Below are 17,272 nucleotides of genomic sequence, written 5' to 3' on the forward strand. Positions count from 1 at the left end.
GAGCAGGTAGGAATGCTTTCGATACCGCTGACTTGTGCCCGGGTGGTTGGTGTTGCGCTCATACTCATCGGCCTTTCTGTTGTGAGCCCGGTGCCCTGACCAGGCTCCGTCTGTCGCTCCGGCAACGCGGGGGTCGGCTGGGGCAATCGCCCTCCTGCGGCGGCCCCTCAGGCGTTGTGGGTGATCTCGGCGCAGTGGGCGACGGTGGTGCCGTCCACGTTGAGCAAGTCGTCGTCAACAGGCTTGCCCAACGCGTTTTCGAGCTTCTGCGCCAGCTCCGTAATCTTCAGGGAGTCCAGATCGAGATCCTCCAAGAGCCTGTGGCCCGGACCGACTTCGTCGACCGGTCGATCGCTGAGGAAGGCAACGATGTTCTGAACCTGCACCAGAGTGTCTTGATCGACGGACACGGTTTACTCCTTGGTTAGGAAGGTCGGATGGTTGGAATGAACTCGGTGCTCACGGGCACAGAACGACTTGCGCCGCGTAGGACAGCCCCGCACCGAACCCGAAGAGGAGCACGGGCTCGCCGCGACTGACCTCGCCGCTCTGGCGCAGCGCGTGCAGCGCGAGCGGGACGGACGCGGCCGAGGTGTTGCCCGTATGGATCACGTCAGTGGCGGTCACCAGATCAGGCGCGTCAACGCCCTGACTCAACGCTTCGATAATGCGCAGATTCGCCTGATGCGGTACGAACGCCCGCAGGTCGGCAGGTTCCATGCCCGCTCGCTCGCAGGCGACTTGCATGACAGCGGTCAGCTGAGAAGTGGTCCAGCGAAAGACCTTGCGACCCGCCATCTCCATCCGGCCCGTCTCGGCAGGGATCTTGATCAGGTCCGACTGCGTACCGTCGCTCCCCCACGCGACAGGAAAGATGGCGGGCTCAGCTGACGGCACCACATAAGCCGCGGCTGCCCCGTCTCCAAAGATCGGACCGGTATTACGGTCCTCGGCCGCCACCCAGTCCGTCATCCGCTCCGAGCCGATCACCAGCACGCTCCGGGCGGTTCCGGCCCGCACAAGAGCATCAGCGACCGCCAATCCATGGCAAAACCCCGAACACGCGGCATTGAGATCGAACCCGGCCGATGCGGTGCAGCCGATAGCGGTAGCGACTGACGCAGCCCCGTTGGGCATGGGAGACGGCATGGAGCAGGTAGCAAGGAGTACGACGTCGACGTCATCGGCGGTGGCCCCGCTGTCAGCCAGCGCCTCCTTGCCCGCTGCGACAGCCATCGTCACGACCGTCTCCGTCACCGTGGCACGGCGTCGTTCCTCAACCCCAACCCGTTTCGAGATCCACTCGGCGCTGACACCCGCCGCCGTGGCTGACTCCTCGTTGGGCACCACGGTCACGGGCCGGTACGCGCCGAGTCCGCCGATCCGGGAGCCGGCGCTCGGTGACCGGCCCGAAGCCGCGACCGCTGTCCCTTGAATCACTCGCTTCTCGTCCACTTGGCACTCCGATACATTGCGACATGAGGCACCCACGGCATGCGAGGCGCGATGGCGTCAGGCTGGCCGCCGTAGTCATCAGCGCCCCGGAGGAGCGGCGTCTGCGCGTTCGGCGCCATATGACCGCCCGGGTATCTGCCCCAACGCAGGTGCCCCCGACCGGAGATGTCCATCGTGAACAGCGCTGCCGACACCACGGAAACCTCTAGCCGAAATCACGAGAGGGAGCGGGGATACGTCGATACGCCACACCTGGCCAGCCAATCCGCCAGAAGGTATGTATTCATCAAGTACCCCCACGTTCAGCCGTATCCCGCCAGCACCGTGATCCAGGCGTGAGCGCGTTGAACGCCCGAAGTCCTGGCCCACTGCGTGGGATAAATCGCTGGTCAGGTGCCACACGCCTCTGTCCCACCACACCACCGATGTGCCAGCCAGGAACCGACGCCGAGGCCTCCTTGGCACACAGTGGGGCACCCTCGTGCCCCACTCAGGAAGGCAGTGCTGGCCAGGTGGGGCCCACTACCTTTGTCGACCCCGCAACGCGGCTCCTGGGCTCCAATCCCGGCATGGCTCCCCCTGCTATCCATAAATCCGGGTGGTGTCACCTGACCTAGAGGCCCTGGTGAACCGTTGATGAGCGCCTTTGTGGGGTTGATGGCACAGTGTCGCGACCAGTTGGCTCGGGCGGCGGCCGGTCGCAGTGAGCGGATATGGGGCGGCTGACGGGGATTACCTTGAGGAATAGCTATCAGCCCTGGCCGGACTCACTCTTCCGGCTGGGCGTCGTGCTGACCGCGGTACTCCTGGCCAAGGTCGGCCCCGGTGCGCACCGGGGGCTTGCCCGCACCGACCAAACAAGTAGTTGCGGCACCAGCAGCATCCCACCCGCGCCGGGCGCCGTGGTCACATGCTCCAACTCCGCACCCAACGCGGGATCGTCCTCCGCTCCGGCGAGGTTGGCCTCGATGAACTGGGCGATCACCGCCTCGGCCGCCTCCGCTTCGATGTCCACCAGTTCCTGGCTGAGCTGTTCGGCCCGCGCCTCGAGCGCCATGCGACGCTGCATCACCCACGTCAGCATCTCGGCCACGATCGCCCCTCCTGATCCGCGCGTTGTCCTTTCCCCCGCGGACCGTAGGAGCGGGATCCAACTGCAGTACACGATTCCGGCGAATGGGTAGCCTGCCGGGCAATCACCTGCTAAAGATCAACAAGAGGCAGGTCCGGTCGGTCGAGCACCGTGCTCTTCCATACTCAACCCATCCACATGGTGTATGCGGTCGTGGGCGAGGTTTCCGGGCTGTGCTTCGATGAGGCTGCCGATCCCCATTGCGCACATGATGCCGGACCACCATTGTTCGAGTACGAGCGAGCTGAGTGCGTTGGCGAACTGCGTGCTGAAGTTTGATTCATGTGCGGCGCGGATCACTTTTGCGGCGTTTTCGCAGTAGTGGTGATCCATGTACTCCAGGAATTCCACGGAGGTGATGGCGCCGACAGCTAGGAGCCGTGGAATGATGTACTGGTATTCTACCGTCTCCTTGGGGAGAAGGCCGGCCTCGATACCCTGAACCACTGCGGCGTGGATCTCGATTTCCCCCTCGTGCTTTTTCCCGGATATCCTCACGGAGTAACGCAGTGGTCGGCGCGGCACAGTTATGCGGTCCGTATTTTGAGGAGTGATCGGCACCAGGGTAGTTGAGTAGCAGTCCTGGATGCGGCAAGCTCGGTAGACGTCCCGCTTCTGCACCAGAGTGCAAGATTCCGCGGCGAGAGCGTAGTAACGCCACACGTCGTGTCGGTGATCGCCGGAATTCCAGATGCAGACGGCCATGCACATCGACAGCATCGAGAAGCGTTCGGGCTTGATTCCACCCTCCGGAGTCAGCATGTGGTTGATCATCCATAATGAGCGCTCGTAGCACTCGAGCAGGGATTCAGTCGAGATAGAGCCACGCGTCATAGTGAGAACACTCTGCGCACACTCGCCGTTGCGAAGGTCAGGACCTAGGTCGACCCAGTCGTTGACCAGCCCGCTTACCATCAGGTCGGTGCGGCCGACATCGCCGGGAACCACGCTCAGGTAGTAACCGAAGATCCCTGAGTCACACGCCTTGAAATCTCTCCAACTATCACGGTCGGCAAAAACCCAGGCCGTCATTCCGGTAGTAGGCACGCTTCGGAGGTCTGCCTCGTGTGAGCGCTTGAGTTCGAAGAACGCCATGTCGCCCATCATGTGCGCCCTACGTGCCTGGAGATCAGCAGGAAGATCGGGCATGTCCAGCATGCAACAGAAGTCGCGCATCAGATTGCTACGCGCCGATCCACCCACAGCATCGATGTTGTACTCGAAGTAGAAGCCGTAGATCAGCACGGTCATGTAATCCTGTCGCCAGTCTGCATACTCTCCGGTGAGTAAGCCGCCAGACCAGGCCCCAGTACCGAATGCCGGATACGATGCCGGCCCTCGAAGACCAAACTCGGAAGTCAGCTCCTGCCACGAAGGGTGAGGGCATGTAACCAGGTTCGATTTTGTACTCCGGTTTCGATTCGCCCCTGACCGCGCCTGGGCAATTACCGCGCGAACAAGGCCGTCTTCTCCCGTGATTTCCACCGGCCAGACAGATTGGCCGCCCCCACTCTCCCTAGTCGCACTACAAGCCCGGATCTTCTGGATGTCCCTCAAGAGGCGGCAACCAACCTCGATGGTTTCACTGACTTCCCTGGTCCGTTCCTTGAAGTCCTCACCGAACGACTCGGGATTTTCTCGGAAGATTTTCAGGATCGTCGCGGGAGAGTAGTTCCATGCCGGCACGCCGGAAGCCATGGAGGTAAGGCCATAGAACTGGTTTCTGAGGTACGTGATGTGTTCGGCGAAGGGTGAACCCTGGATGGCCTTCCGCGAGTGCAGCACATCGGTCACAGATTCATTGAAACCGATTTCCGCTGAGGGCCCAGCCGGTAAATGAGGCGCATGGACACGCCGCCCGATCTCCTCGAGAGGGCTCCAGTTGGAGGTTCCGGGCAGGAAGTCCATGTCGAGCAATCCTCTTCTCTCTGACGTGACACAGAGCCCGGTCGAGGAGACCGTGACCGACCGGTCGGCGCACGACCGTGAAGTTGATGAGCGCGAGGCCTTCACCGAGTCGGGCGCCTCACGAACCAGGTGAGCCCCTTCAGCTGGCCAGGGCCTACCGAAGTTGGGAACCGGCTGGGACCAAGCGGGGCGTGAACGCGTTGAACGCTTGTGACCTTGTACGTAGCTGCAAGTGACAGTCATTCGGCGGAACCAGCACACGGGCCCGGCAACAACGCTGACCAGCCTGCCCCGGAGGCGCATTGGGTGCATCAGGGGCATGCGGACCCCCCCCCACCGGTCGCGGCATGAGCATGTGCCGTACGGAAGAGATCCCTGCCTGCGCCCTTCGCTCCGGTCGGCCGTCTGCACCGTCGCGCCGGGGTAACCCCGGTATCGGTGGTGTCCAACCAGGCGGACGATCTCCTGCTGCGTGACAGATGGTTCACCACAGCTGCGCTGTTCCGGCGAGATGACGATGAGCCCTGCGGGCGCTCCCTGCACATCTGCAGTCGACACCCTCTCCACCCTTCACAAAGGCGCAAGCATTCAACACGTTCACGCACCGTCCCTCGGTGCATCGCTTTCGGCGACGGGCGTCGGGTACGTAAGAAGTTCACCCCCTTCGCTGACACCTCTTCCCGGTGCCGGTGAAAACGGTCGACCGACGACTCACACTCTGCTCTGTGCCCTGGGAGCCTTGATGACCACTGCTGTGCGTTCCGCGAGTCTCCGATCGCGGTGGCACCCCAAAAGCAGCCTGTGGCTGAGGCACTCGCGCTTCAACTCACCTCGCCTTCAGTGCAGACGGTCTCGCGGTGTCCGCCAATGTTCGCCTCGAACGGTCTCCACCCACCGGCTGCACCGGGCGAGTCAGGGCATCGATCGGGGCACGACTGCCGCACGCATTCGGTCAAGAACAAAAGGGAGCAGGTAATGCCCTACACCGCGGGTTCCCACAGTGGCGAAATCAGCGAAGCCAGGAAGCGCCTCGATCAGCTCGACCAACAGATCATCAAATCCCTCAAAGAGCGATCGTCCTTCTCGGGGCTGGTTCAGTCGGCCCGTATCGCGGAGGGCGGCTGCCGCACCGACCATCAGCGCGAGGGCGTCATCATCCGGAGGTATCACGACAGCCTGGGTCCGGTGGGGCGCGACATCGCAATGAGCCTGCTGCAGCTGTGCCGCGGCAAGGAGTCCTCGCTGTCGGCCGCCCACGGCCCGGAACGGGTCCGTCGACTCTTTCTGGGTCCGACGGCTTCGGTGTCTCACCATGCGGCCGAGCTCATGCCCGGACCGGACGACATCGAGCTGATCGCCCTGGACACACTCGATGAGGCGATGAGTGGGCTGCTCGACGGAAGCGCGGACGAAGCGGTGGTTCCGCTCGAGAACAGTGTGTCGGGGCCTGTCCACGACACACTCTTGGCTCTGGCGGACGCCGACGAGTTGGCCACAGTCGCGCACGCGTACGTGCCCATCGACTGGGTGCTCGCGGCAGCCCCCGGTATGCCCCTGGCGACGGTGGAGACGGTGGCCAGCCATCCCCACGCGCTCGCCCAGACCCAGCGGTGGCTATCGTCACTGCTGCCCCGTACCGCCACCGTGCCCACCACTTCCACGTCCGCCTCCGCGGAAAGGCTCTTGCAGCCGGATCCCGGGTACGAGGCGGTCGTCTGTACGCGGCGCGCCGCACGGCACTACCGGCTCGATGTCCTCGCATCCCCCGACGCCGCCCGCGTACCGGTGACGCGTTTCGCGTTGGTACGACGCGTCGAGGCGCTTCCTCCTCCCTCCGGCAACGATGTGACCAGTCTGGCTCTGACGATGCCGAGCACGTCCTTGAGGGACGTGCTGGAGTGTCTGGCTGAGGCACACGCCGAGCTTCTCGGCCTGCACACGCTGCCCACCGGCGAAGCTTCCCTGCTTCTGTGGGTGGACTGTCGCGGCCATGCAACCGATCCGCAGATGGTCCACCTCTGGAGCGTGTTGCGCGAGCGCTGCGACCGGCTGCACATGACGGGCACATGCCCGGCACCCGGCCCCGGGACCTCACTGGCCGGCGCGTGACCTGACACGTCATCACGGCACGGCACCCCGGCAGACCTTGCCGTCACCGCAAGCCTCTGGCCTCTATGCGCCCCCCTTGGAGCGCGGATTCGGAGCCCGTTATGACACCTCCTACTTCTCAAGCACAGCAGCTCACGGGCGCCGAAGTAGTGCTGCGCGTCCTTCACAACGAGGGTGTCCGGCATGTCTTTGGTAATCCCGGCACCACGGAGCTGCCCCTCATGCGGCAATTGGCCGAGCATCACGACATCGAGTATGTGCTCGCCCTCCAGGAAGCCTCCGCTGTGGCCATGGCGGACGGACACGCCCGTGTCACCGGACGCCCCGCTTTCGTCAACCTCCATGCCGCGGCCGGTCTGGGCAACGGAGTCGGCGCACTGACCAACGCCGCAGCCGCAGGGGTGCCCTTGGTGGTCACAGCAGGCCAGCAGGACCAGCGTCATCTCATCCACGACCCGGTCCTCGCAGGTGACCTCGCCGGCCTGAGCGCGCCCACCGTGAAATGGGCCCACGAGGTCGCCACCCGCGAGGAGCTCGGCGAGGCCCTTCTGCGGGCCTTTCGACTGGCCCAGGCGCCGCCGACCGGCCCGGTCTTCCTCTCCCTGCCGATGAACCTGCTGGAGGAGACAGGGCCTCCGCCGCCTCGGCCCACCCAAGTGCAGTTCGCCGCGGCCGCGCCGATCGACAACGTAGCCAAAAGGCTCAACGATGCCCCCGCCGAAGACATCGCCCTGATCTTCTGTGACGAACTCGCCCGCGAAGCACCCGACGAGGGGGTCGCCCTCGCCGAGGCCCTGGGCGCACCGGTCTGGGGATCGGGCTGGCCGGCGACGAACCCCTTTCCCACGGCGCACCCGCTGTGGCAGGGCTACCTGCCCCCGCACGCTCTGGGCATCCGGGACTCGCTTGCCTCCTACCGACTGATCCTGATCGCCGGAGCACACGCCCTTCCACGCTACTTCCCCTACGCACCCGGGCCCCTGCTCAACCAGGACGCCCACATCATTCAGATCACCGCAGACCCCGGTGAACCCGGCCGGGACACTCCTGTCGCCCAGGCACTGCACGGCCAGTTGCAGCCGACGCTGCAAAGGCTGTTGGAGTGCCTGCCGTCAGCAGACCGCACGACGTGGAACCCGCGGATTCCCGCACTCCCCGCGCACGCCGGGCCGCTCGACCTGCCGTCACTGGGTGCCGGTCTTGCCACGGCGCTCCCAGCAGGAACTCTTGTCGTGGACGAGGCTCCGCAGGCGTCCCGTCACATCCGAGCGGCGCTCCAACTGCGCAAGGCCAACCAGTACCAATGGGTGTCCGGCGGGCTCGGCTGGGCCATGCCCGCGGCTATCGGTGTCAGCCTCGCGAGCGACCGCGGGCAGGTCATGTGCACGGTGGGCGATGGCGCGGCCATGTACTCCCCCCAGGCGCTGTGGACCGCGGCGCGCCTGAACCTGCCCATCGGATTTGTGGTAGCGGACAACCGCGAATACAGCATCCTGAAGGACAACTGGCGCCTCAGCGAACCCAACCCCGAGAAATTCATCGGAATGGATCTGGCCCAGCCGGCGGTCGACTTCGTCGCCCTGGCCGAGTCCATGGGTGTACACGGCCGACGCGTCACCACAAGCGGCCAGCTCAGCGAAGCCGTAGCGGACGGATACCGCACGCCAGGCCCATTCCTCATCGCAGCAGAGCTGGCCAATGCCTGATTCTGAGTACTCAGGTATGGACACCCGTGACAGGCGCCGCACGCGCGCACCCACACAGAGATGGTCATGGAAGGAACCACTCCGGGTCTGAGCTGTTCTGAGTTTGGTGAAGCCCCTGGACGGGGACCTGCGCTCGAGTTCTGGACACGGGCGATGCGACTGGTGTCAAAGTTGTTGTGAAGAGGGTCTCGTGTGTGGTTGGGCTGCGCTGCCCGAGCATGAGGCAGCAGCGACGGGAAATCGGTGCTGCGCTCTCCCGGGGGGGGCGGGGCGATTATGCCTCGCATGTACACGTTGCATCATCCCCTCATAATTCACGCACCGCACTCCTCCGCATAGGGAGTTGAGTAATCAATGAACTGACGTAAGCACTGGTACAGCATCTCAACCGTGATGACGGCTACGGGGGTCGTCGTCCCAATCAGTCAGAAAGACCCTGACCTCGTGAGCGCGAGGACATTGACGGCGATCTCACGGTCCGGCCCGAAGGGCAGCAATTCTCCCTTGAGTTGGACCTCGGCAGGGGGGATTGGGGGCCCGGGACGTCCAGCGTTGGCTCTGCATTTCCGCCTCCGTAGTTCCCCCAGGAGACTCCGATCGGATGGCCGGCACCCCCTTCCACGGCGCGCACCAGCATCCAGGGGGCGCACAGGAAATCTCACGTACGCCAGTCCGCCCCCATAGCGGTCCGAGGCGCGGGTACTGGAATCCATACGCACCGTCGCCCGAAAACACGAGCGGCACGGTCGGTGATGTGCGCGGAGCAGCACCACTTTCGCCCTTCACACACGATCTCCAAGGAAGCGAGATCATACGAATGACAGGAGACTTCCAGTGTCACGCCGTGCACCCAACCGCCAATTGTCCACCTTGCTCGCTGAGGTCGACTGGAGCGCCGGGGATCTGGCCAGAGCGATCAACTTCCTAGGATCAGCTGCCGGGTTGACGTTGAGCTACGACCGTACATCGGTGGCACATTGGCTCTCCGGGTCGCGCCCACGAGCTCCTATTCCCGACCTCGCCGCCAGGGCACTGAGCCGCCGCAGCGGGCGCGTAGTCGCTCCCGAGGACACCGGCCTGTCCCAGCCACCGCCCGGCCACTCGGCTCGCAGGCCCGATCCGCTCGAGGAGAGCGACCCGATACGTCGGCTCACCGCACTGTGCCGACAGGACACCGACCCCGCCCGCCGGTCCCCAGTGACCGCCAGCACCTACACGCTGGCAGCTCTCGCTCTGCCCGACTGGACTCACCGGACGAAATCCACCACCCCGGACTCAGGGCAGCGTGCGGCCTCCTGCTCGCCGTCGGATGTGCGCATCCTGCAGGAGATGACCGAGGTGTTCGCCTCTCTTGGCTCGGCCCACGGCGGGGGGCATGCCCGTTCCGCGCTGGCCGCATACCTCACGGATGATGCCGAGCGCATGCTGGTCGCCCCGGCCACCTCAGCGGTGCACCGCCAACTGTGCACAGCAGCAGCACAGTTGACCCACCTACTGGGGGCGATGACCGAGGACGCAGGGTACGCGGGCCTCGCCCAGCGCTACTACCGCACGGCCCTGGACTTGGCCCATCAGGCCGATGACCGCGCCACCTACGCCGTCACCCTGCGGGCCATGAGCCTGCAGGCTCTACGCCTGGGACACCCGCCTCAGGCACACACACTGGCCCAGACCGCCCTGGACACCGCCGGCCCCACCACTGCCGGGGCAATCCGATCCTTCCTTCTGGCCCAGCGTGCCCTCACCTACGCCGCGGTGCGTCAGCCGCGCCGCGCCCGTGAGGACCTGCGAGCCGCCGACCAACAGCACGAGCGGGCCTCAAGTCCCCCCGGACCCTTCACCTCCTACCCCCGGGCCGGGCTCGAATACCACACCGCCCGCACCTTCAACGCACTCGGCGAGCCCGGCCACGCCCTGACCTCTCTGTCCCAGTCCGCACGCCATCGCACCCCGGCCCAGGGCAAAGCATGGGCCCTCACCCATGCCCGCCTCGCCGAGGCACGGGTGAACCTGGGGCAACTCGAAGCTGCCTGCGACCACTGGCACACCTTCCTCGACCACTACCCCTCCCTGCGCTCCGCCCAGGTCGACCAGGCCCTGACACGACTGCGCCAGAACGCCGGGGCTTTCCCCCGACAAGCGAGGGCCGTCAGCCTGCTTCACCGGGCCGGCACTCTGGACCGCCAGGCCCGGCCCGGCGGCTGACCCCGGGGACAGAAACCGGCGGCTACGCCCGACTACCTCTGACCTGCGAACCCTTCGCCCGCCTCAGATCGCGCCGATGTGCCGCAGCGATCGGCCGTCACATCCTCGAGCTCGCCCTCCTCAGCGGTCGCGCGGCACAACTCCTCAGCAGCACCGTTCCCCTCGACGGCATTTACGTCCAGCGGCTCAAAGGCAAAGGGATCGTCCATAACCGCTACCTATACCGCCCGCATTGCGGGGCGCAGCATTGGCAGCTTCCTTGCACCCGCAAAAGGGATTCAGCTTCCGCCATCTGGTCCCGCGCGCCCGGCGTCCGGACCGCGTCCAAGGGTCTCGGCAGGCTGTCTGCCATAGCCCACCCCGGTGGGCCGGGTCCGGGATTTCACAAAGACACGAGCGTTCAACGCGTTCACACCACGCATACGGCGGCGAGCTTCCTAGGGACCGATTACGGGGCATTCGATGAACAGGAGCCCGTGAAGGAAGCGCCGACTCCCAGCAGCTGGCGTGGCCAAACGGCGGAACACCCGAATCCTGTCACCTGCTGTGAGGATCGACCATGCCCACGCCCGACGCACCCGTATCCCTCCCCCCTTCCGGAGAAAGCCTCGGCCTGCACCTGCTCGAAAGCGCACAGGCGGTGACCGGGCCGGAGATGCGGGCCCAGTGCGAGCGCATGCCGTCCCGGATGGCCAGCCTGGTTGGCTACCACCTCGGGTGGCTGGACGAAGAGGGCGGCCCGGCGCAAGGCTCCATGGGCAAAGCAGCACGGCCTGCCCTGGCGCTCGCCTGTACCAAGGCGGCGGGCGGCTCCACCTCCAACGGGCTGGGGCCGGCGGTGGCAGTGGAGTTGGTACACAACTTCTCCTTGGTGCACGACGACGTCATCGACCGCGACGAGCTACGCCGCCATCGGCGTGCCCTATGGACGGTCTTCGGCCTTCCTTCGGCCCTCCTGGGCGGCGATGCCCTGCTGGCCCTTGCACTCCAAGTGCTCGCCAAACCCTCAGGCGATCCGCCCGGCCGCGCGGTGTCGGTGCTCTCCGAGGCGGTGCTCGAGCTGGTCGAGGGCGAGGCCATGGATGTTTCCTTCGAACAGCGCACCGATGTCACCGTGGCCGAGTACACGGCCATGGCCGCGGCCAAAACTGGCGCGCTGATGGGATGTGCATGCGCACTGGGCGCGCTGGCCGGTGGCGCGGACGATGAACAGGCGGAGCTGCTGCAGACTTTCGGCCGGCATCTGGGAGTGGCCTTCCAGATCGTCGACGACCTGCTCGGCATCCTGGGCGACGCCGGCGCCACGGGCAAGCCGGTGGGCAGCGACATCGCCGCGCGGAAGAAGACCCTGCCCGTCCTGGCTGCCCTGGCCTCCTCCACGCCCCAGGCTCGCGCACTGGCTCGGGTCTATGCAAACGATACCCACCTGACCGTGGCCGAGCTGCGACACGCCGCCGGACTGGTGACCGAGGCGGACGGCGTACAGGCAGCCCGCCGAACGGTAAGGCGTGAACTAGGCCTGGCTTTCGCGGCGTTGACCAGGGTCACCTCCACCCCAGAGGGACGGCGCGACCTGACAGCGCTGGCCCATGTCCTCACCCAACGCGACCATTGAGGGGTCGTCTCCTATGTTTCACGGACCAGAGTGTTCCCGCCAGGGCCGAAGTCGCTGCCTGGGGGCGGCCCCACCGCCTGCGTCGCGTGGTGCTTGCCGCACCGCGATCATTCCGCGCGGGAGTGGAGCGAGCCATCGAGGCCGTCGAGTCGCTGCTGAATCGGTGCGCCCAACCGGCCGTCCCGTGTATGCCCACAACCAGATCGTCCACAGCACCCATGTCGTCGGAGAACTTGCAGCGCACAGAGCGATCCTCGTCGATGAGTCAGGTGGAGTATCCGACGGAGAACTGGCGGCGTTCTCGGCACACAGTGTCTCTCCCTCCGTACGCGCAGAACCTGACGGAATTCCTCTCCGCCTAGGGGTCAACGCCCGATCGCTCAACGCTCGGCTGCTGACCAAGTACGACAAGGCCCCGCCCAAGGCCACCGCTGAATCGGCTCTGTAGGAATGCTCCCTTCAAGGAGCTCGGTTCACCAATCTCAGGGCCGCCGTTCAGCACCACGATCCGCTCACCATGATCGGCGCCTATCCGCTTCTCGCGGAACGCTGCGACACCCCCCTGCATCTCGGGCTCACGGAGTCCGGTCTCGCCTTCTAGAGGGTGCCTGAGAAGCCCCGTTCAGGGCAGGCGAGTTGGTAGTCCCTGCGCTGATGGAGGCCGAGATGGCCACGGAACAGCGCGTGTATCCGACCGACCTGTCCGGCGTGGAGTGGGCGGTGCTGGCACCGCTTGTGCCGCAGCCCAAACCGGGCGGGAGACCAGCGAAGCACCCCCGCCACGAGATCATCGACGCCCTGGCCTACTGGATACGGGCCTGCTGTGCGTGGCGACTGCTGCCGCACGACTTCCCGGCGTACCACACCGTCTACCACTACTGGCGGCAGTGGCGGATCGAGAGCCGCTGGCAAGAGATCCTTACCGCACTGCGAGCCAGGGAACGTACTGGCCAGGACCGTGAACCCGCCCCGAGCGCCGGCGTGGTGGACAGCCAGAGCGTCAAGGCCACCGAACGCGGCGGCCGGCACGGATACGACGGCGGCAAGAAGGTGCTGGGCATCAAGCGCCACCTCCTCGTCGACACGCTCGGCCTGGTTATGGCAGTCTGCGTCAGCCCCGCGGACGTCAGCGACCGCGCCGGTGCCGCCGTACTGCCGGCCCGGCGCGCAGGCAAGTTCCCGCGGCTCCGGCACGTGTGGGCAGATCAGGGGTATCGCGGCCGGGACTTTCTGGACTGGGTCCGCGAGGAAACCGGGATCACCCTCCAGATCGTGCAACGCAAGGACGGCGGGTTGCGGCACACCTGGGCCAAGACCGACGCACCGCCGCGCGTGGTACCGATGTTCGCAGTGGTCCCGCGCCGGTGGGTAATCGAGCGGAGTTTCGCCTGGCTGGGCCGCTACCGCCGGCTCTCCAAGGACTACGAGTACCTGGCGAGCAGCCAGGAGAACGCGATCTACCTGGCAACGGTCATGCTGCTACTGCACCGCACAGCGGCAAGAACCCAGCCCTGAACGAGGCTTCTCAGACACCCACTAACGGACAGCGACATCATCCTCCTTGACGAGCCGAGCTCCCCACCTGGACGGCCTCAGCGCCCGCCTCGTCGCCTGAGCCGTCGACGACTTGGCGACCACCCGCTGCGTCGGGACAGCAGTCTCCGGAAGCCACGAAGGCCTTCTCACCCGTAGTGACCACGACAGAGAACTCACCACTGATCACGCCGTGGCTTCCAAAGTCGACTCCGAGATCAGAACCCATCAGCGCGGCCCACAGGTGGTCCTCAGCTGCTGCTCGGTCTGGTCGAATCGTCATCGACGTCTGCGTTGAGGGCGATGTCCAGTGCCCTGCGTAGGCCCCACAGGCGTGCTTTGACGGTCTCGTCACTCGTCAGCTGCATACAGGCGATCTCGTCCTCGATGGCCTGGGCGATGGCCGCGGACCGGATCGACGGGATGGGAATTAGGCACCGTTGGTCTCCCGACCTTGCTTCTTGCCATGACCGGCGGCGGGGGTGCCTGCGTTCTGGGCCGGGTTCGCGGCCGGACTGCTGATCTCGACGGTGACCGCGCCGGTCGGCGTATCCGGGGCGGTCTTCCTCCGGCCAAACCCAAAGGTCAGACAGCGAAATCCTGCTGGAGTACTAGTTCAGGTCGTGCCACCACCACGCCAGTGTCGGCACTCGAACCGGGCGAAGGTCATCGCAACATGGAGTGGCAGCGAAGACGTCGTCTGGTTCATTGCCGGACAGGGCATTGCGTCCGCTGGTCAGCATCCAGTCGAACTGGCCTCGGATCATGCTGGACAGGTTGGTGAGATAGCAGTCCAGTGCGGGGCTGGCGGTTTGAGCGATGTAGTCACGCAGGCTGAGGAACCGAGCCAAGCAACGATCTCGCAAAGCGATGGCCTCGCCCACGACGTCCGCAGGAGCATGCCCTCCCTCCTGGGCGAGGACATCGAGAAGGTTGAACCCTCCATAGGTGGGTCCGATGTGCTCCTTGCCGTAGGAATACAGGTCGTTGTCCCAACTGGTGATGGTCGAGGCCATGTCGGTGAGGGCGATGACAGCAGGCCGGTCCAGCTCTGCGGTGGGCACTCTGCAGACAGCCGCCGTGGCCGCCATCATGGGTGCCAGTGCCCCCGTGGCGGTGCGAAGGCTGATGTAGTCGGCCAGGCCGGGTTGGGTGCGCTGGGCTTGGTGCAGCGCCTCTGCCATCCACGCGAACAGCGAAGCCCCAACGGTCTGTTCCCAGAGCCTGACCACATGGGGTGCGCTCTCCTCCATCCGCGCCCGAAGATCAACCAGTGCGGCAAGGTAGGGGGCCTCGTCGTCCGTGATACGGGGGAAAGGGGAAAGGGCCTGGTAGATCCGGTACATGAGAGCCGGCAGGTGCGCAGGGTCCGTGTCGCGGTCGTCGTCGATTTCGTCCCCGAGGCAGGTAAGCCACAGCGCTGTGTCGGACAGCAGGAACAGACCTTCATTGGTGACTTGGGGTGCGCAACAGGCCACTGCCTGGCCCATCCGCCAGCCGGCGATCTTTTCTCGGCGTTCTGGATTCCTCGGGATCTCGAACCGGGCGGACCATTCCACGGTGTGCTGGTCGGCCTCCTTTCCGGCGGGGTGGGCGCGGCCTGGGATGGGGCACCACAGCGGGGGGATGGAGGGTACTTCGCACGTCGAGTGGTGTCCTTGGCCGCGTGAGGAGCCGCCTTGAGTCGACGATGCAGGCGTTGTCTGGGCAGGTTCGTTCATGGTTCCAGGTCACCACCGTCCGTGTGGGGCTGAGTGGAATGATGTGGCCGTATACGGGGGAAGTCTGTAGAGGCCCTCATTCATATTGATCGTGGCGGAAGCGGCCCGAATGACTACAGGGTCGATCGAGCGGGCCGTCGTCTCAGCCATCCCAGGGGAATGACCGGTGGGCGACGAGGGCATCTCGCAGACCTTGAGCGGCGAGGGCGAGGGTGTCGGTGGGGTAGTGCGCCAGGAACGGGCGAGGTCCGGTCATGAACGGTGTTCCTTCCCAGGTTCCGTCGGACCGCTGGGTTTGCACCAGATACGCGAGGCCCTGCAGAGCGGCACGTTCGTGTGCCGGGGTACCCATACGCGTCAGGGCGCTGATGGCAAGCCCGGTAGCGGCCGCGCTGCTGGAACCGCCCGGCAGTGCGGGCCATCCACCGTCGTCGTGTTGCTGTTCGACGAGTGAAGCTGTTTCGGTCCTCGTCGCAGAGTGAGCGGCTCCCAGGGCAGCACCGATCTCGTTGACGGCGTAGCTCTTGGTTACGTACCACGAGGCCGACCAGCCACCGTCGTCGCGCGAGCGTTGAGCAAGCCAGTCCCGAGTCGGCCCGGTGTCGACCGCAGCTCCTTGGTCCCGCAGACCGCTGATCATGTGCGCGTTGACATCTTGCGCGAGCGTGTGGTCGTCACTTGACTGCCAAGTGGTCCACAGCCCGTCCTTGCGACGGGCGCGTACCGACCAAGCTTCGGCCCTCTTCAGCGCAGGGGTAAGGCCGGAGGAGCCGGCGAGGGCCGCAAGGACGGCGCTGGTGGTGTCGGCATCGGACTCCATCTCTCGAACTACTCCCCAGCCACCGTCCGCTGCCTGGCTGGCTTCCAGGAACCGCAGAGCTTGAGGGAGAGCGCTCTGGTCGAAGAGCCGGTGGCCACGCAGAGATCGCACCATGAGGGAAGTGGCCCAGATTTCCAAGCGGGGGAATCGCCATGTCCCGTCAGGCTCCTGTACGTCCAGCAGGTGGGACAGGGCCCGCCGGGCCTGGTCCTGCCCTTGAGGCGTCATGGACAGCGCCAGATGTGCGACGGCGGTGATGACAGGCATGGGGGTGAAGGATCCGTCCTGCCACTGTTCTCGCGTGAGCACCTGCACGGGTTCTGGGGCAGGATCTTGACCAGCTCGGACAGCCGCCACAATTTCGGCAGCGGACAACAGAACACGCTGCCACTGCTTGAGCGGCTTTCCCGAAGCGGCCGCCCAGGCACATCGGACCTGCGTTGCGAGTGTGTGCGGATGCGCCTGCGGTACCCCTGCGATGACGGCGAGCAGATGCATCAGTAGGGCTCGACCCGGCGGTACGGACAGACCCGGCACGAAAGGTTGAGGTGTGGGGGAAAAGGGCTGGGTCGCCAGTTGCATCAGCCACCACTCGGTGCCTGCGATCCACGGGTCGTGTCCTTGGCACCGCAGTCGCCCCAGGGCCTCTCGGCCGCGCTGCAGATGACCTGTAGGGACCGGTGCGCTGCTGTGAGCCAGGAGCAGCATCACCGTGGCATGATCAAAGATTCGAGCATCTGCCAGACTGCTCCAACTCCCGTCAGTTTGCTGAGTGTTGCATGCCAGCTCGACGGCCTGGTGCAACGCGTCGGTGGCGCGTCGATGCAGTGGTGGCGCTGCTGAAGTGGAGGCGTTGGGTTTCATGATTCCCAGCGAACACTCGAATCGCATCAGCAGGAAGCCCCTCATCCGGTCGGAGCGCGTGCGCGTGTTGAAAACTTGTGCCCTTGTGAATCCGGCATTCAGTGGGAGTACCTGCCCCAGGAGCTGGGCTTCGGCTCGGGGATGACATGCAGGCGGCGCCTTGCCGCGTGGAACGAGGTCGGCGTGTGGGACGAACTGCACCTG

At 65.4% G+C, this 17,272-nt stretch carries 11 protein-coding genes and 2 pseudogenes; 7 read left to right on the top strand and 6 right to left on the bottom strand.

The window, feature by feature from the left end:
• Window positions 1–167: 167 nt before the first annotated feature.
• From ACWFRJ_RS43610 to ACWFRJ_RS43625, 4 genes are all read right to left on the bottom strand, one after another.
• Window positions 168–410, bottom strand: coding sequence for a phosphopantetheine-binding protein (locus ACWFRJ_RS43610; RefSeq protein WP_453544466.1), 243 nt, complete (start codon window positions 408–410; stop codon window positions 168–170).
• Window positions 411–459: 49 nt separating this feature from the next.
• Window positions 460–1,455: a beta-ketoacyl-ACP synthase 3 gene (locus ACWFRJ_RS43615; protein ID WP_453544468.1), complete on the bottom strand. Its 996-nt coding sequence runs from the start codon at window positions 1,453–1,455 to the stop codon at window positions 460–462.
• Window positions 1,456–2,206: 751 nt separating this feature from the next.
• Window positions 2,207–2,548: a hypothetical protein gene (locus ACWFRJ_RS43620; protein WP_453544470.1), complete on the bottom strand. Its 342-nt coding sequence runs from the start codon at window positions 2,546–2,548 to the stop codon at window positions 2,207–2,209.
• Between the two features lie 117 nt (window positions 2,549–2,665).
• Complete coding sequence (locus ACWFRJ_RS43625; protein WP_453544472.1) at window positions 2,666–4,495, bottom strand: hypothetical protein; 1,830 nt, start codon at window positions 4,493–4,495, stop codon at window positions 2,666–2,668.
• Window positions 4,496–5,470: 975 nt separating this feature from the next.
• Here ACWFRJ_RS43625 and ACWFRJ_RS43630 point away from each other — a divergent pair.
• The 6 genes and pseudogenes from ACWFRJ_RS43630 to ACWFRJ_RS43655 all read left to right on the top strand — a co-directional run bounded on the left by ACWFRJ_RS43630 (window position 5,471) and on the right by ACWFRJ_RS43655 (window position 13,645).
• On the top strand, window positions 5,471–6,604 hold the full coding sequence (locus tag ACWFRJ_RS43630) for a chorismate mutase (RefSeq protein ID WP_453544474.1): 1,134 nt from the start codon (window positions 5,471–5,473) through the stop codon (window positions 6,602–6,604).
• Between the two features lie 101 nt (window positions 6,605–6,705).
• Window positions 6,706–8,310 carry a thiamine pyrophosphate-binding protein gene (locus tag ACWFRJ_RS43635; RefSeq protein ID WP_453544476.1) on the top strand — a complete coding sequence of 535 codons (1,605 nt, stop codon included), beginning with the start codon at window positions 6,706–6,708 and terminating at the stop codon, window positions 8,308–8,310.
• 969 nt (window positions 8,311–9,279) lie between these two features.
• On the top strand, window positions 9,280–10,515 hold the full coding sequence (locus ACWFRJ_RS43640) for a hypothetical protein (RefSeq protein ID WP_453544478.1): 1,236 nt from the start codon (window positions 9,280–9,282) through the stop codon (window positions 10,513–10,515).
• Window positions 10,516–11,074: 559 nt separating this feature from the next.
• Window positions 11,075–12,130, top strand: coding sequence for a polyprenyl synthetase family protein (locus ACWFRJ_RS43645; protein ID WP_453544480.1), 1,056 nt, complete (start codon window positions 11,075–11,077; stop codon window positions 12,128–12,130).
• A 472-nt stretch (window positions 12,131–12,602) separates the two neighbouring features.
• Window positions 12,603–12,731: pseudogene (locus tag ACWFRJ_RS43650) on the top strand (flavodoxin-dependent (E)-4-hydroxy-3-methylbut-2-enyl-diphosphate synthase); the annotation flags it as partial.
• 65 nt (window positions 12,732–12,796) lie between these two features.
• Complete coding sequence (locus ACWFRJ_RS43655) at window positions 12,797–13,645, top strand: IS5 family transposase (RefSeq protein ID WP_453544482.1); 849 nt, start codon at window positions 12,797–12,799, stop codon at window positions 13,643–13,645.
• Between the two features lie 629 nt (window positions 13,646–14,274).
• Here the strand turns inward: ACWFRJ_RS43655 and ACWFRJ_RS43660 are convergent.
• Together ACWFRJ_RS43660 and ACWFRJ_RS43665 are read right to left on the bottom strand one after the other, a co-directional pair.
• Window positions 14,275–15,222: a terpene synthase family protein gene (locus ACWFRJ_RS43660; RefSeq protein ID WP_453544484.1), complete on the bottom strand. Its 948-nt coding sequence runs from the start codon at window positions 15,220–15,222 to the stop codon at window positions 14,275–14,277.
• A 304-nt stretch (window positions 15,223–15,526) separates the two neighbouring features.
• Window positions 15,527–17,113, bottom strand: a complete 1,587-nt coding sequence (locus ACWFRJ_RS43665; RefSeq protein ID WP_453544486.1) for a prenyltransferase/squalene oxidase repeat-containing protein — start codon at window positions 17,111–17,113, stop codon at window positions 15,527–15,529.
• A 45-nt stretch (window positions 17,114–17,158) separates the two neighbouring features.
• Here ACWFRJ_RS43665 and ACWFRJ_RS43670 point away from each other — a divergent pair.
• Window positions 17,159–17,272 (top strand): annotated as a pseudogene (locus ACWFRJ_RS43670) (transposase); the annotation flags it as partial.

Source organism: Streptomyces sp. NPDC055239 (genome assembly GCF_053606205.1).

Coding starts and splice junctions, on each gene's coding strand:
- ACWFRJ_RS43645 (WP_453544480.1), top strand. CDS start 11,075: ATGCCCACGCCCGACGCACCCGTATCCCTCCCCCCTTCCGGAGAAAGC.
- ACWFRJ_RS43655 (WP_453544482.1), top strand. CDS start 12,797: ATGGCCACGGAACAGCGCGTGTATCCGACCGACCTGTCCGGCGTGGAG.
- ACWFRJ_RS43635 (WP_453544476.1), top strand. CDS start 6,706: ATGACACCTCCTACTTCTCAAGCACAGCAGCTCACGGGCGCCGAAGTA.
- ACWFRJ_RS43665 (WP_453544486.1), bottom strand. CDS start 17,113: ATGAGGGGCTTCCTGCTGATGCGATTCGAGTGTTCGCTGGGAATCATG.
- ACWFRJ_RS43625 (WP_453544472.1), bottom strand. CDS start 4,495: ATGGACTTCCTGCCCGGAACCTCCAACTGGAGCCCTCTCGAGGAGATC.
- ACWFRJ_RS43630 (WP_453544474.1), top strand. CDS start 5,471: ATGCCCTACACCGCGGGTTCCCACAGTGGCGAAATCAGCGAAGCCAGG.